This is a genomic window from Acetobacter lambici (assembly GCF_011516885.1).
Classification (GTDB): Bacteria; Pseudomonadota; Alphaproteobacteria; order Acetobacterales; family Acetobacteraceae; genus Acetobacter; species Acetobacter lambici.
In genome coordinates, this window is the sequence record NZ_WOTD01000157.1 from 1 (window position 1) to 794 (window position 794).

The following is a 794-nucleotide window of genomic DNA, read 5'->3' on the forward strand; positions in this document are numbered from 1 at the left end:
CTTTACCGAGTTCGTCAATGTCGCCGACCTCATGGCGCTCTATCGTGACTTCGCCGATGTGGTCCAGCAGGACGATCTGCGCCGCTATGTGAGCCTGCCAGCCGTGCGTGGTGGGCACCGCCAGATTGTCGTGGCACCAGTCCATGCCCGCTTCCGTGCCTACCAGAAGACTTTGGCAGATCGGATCACGACGATTGAGAACCGCAAGGGTAAACCCCAGAAGGGCGACGACATCCTGCTCTCGGTCATGGGGGACGCCCGCCATGCAGCCCTTGATCTGCGCTTTGTCGGCTGGGGCCGGGCAGGGGAGGGGGAGGACAGCAAGCTCGATCTGATGATCCGCAACGTCTTCGCCATCTGGGAGGAGAGTGCCCAGAACCGCTACACCAATCCCGAGACTGGCCAGCCCTATGCGGTGCCAGGTGCGGTGCAGATGATTTTCTCCGATCTGGGTACCGTGGGGGCACAAGGCAAGCGGGGCTTCTCCGCCTATCTGTGGATCCGTGACGAGCTGGTGCGCATGGGAGTGCCGCGCGAGCAGATTGCCTTCATGCAGGACTACAAGAAAGCCGAAGCCAAGCAGCGTCTCTTTGGCGACCTCAATGCCGGGCGCAAGCGCATCCTGATCGGCAGCACCCAGACCATGGGGACAGGAGTGAACGCCCAGCAGCGGCTTCTGGCCCTGAGAGGTGGTCCCCATTTTTCGGACAGGGCGATAAGCTATCATCTGGCCTGAACGAGGACGGGTTTTATGGGCAAGGTTACGCGGAAACGGTATGCGGCAGAGTTCAAGT

At 61.1% G+C, this 794-nt stretch carries 1 pseudogene; it reads left to right on the forward strand.

The features are described 5' to 3' along the window. Positions 1 to 736, forward strand: a pseudogene (locus GOB86_RS15640) (lactate dehydrogenase); the annotation flags it as partial. Positions 737 to 794: the final 58 nt, after the last annotated feature.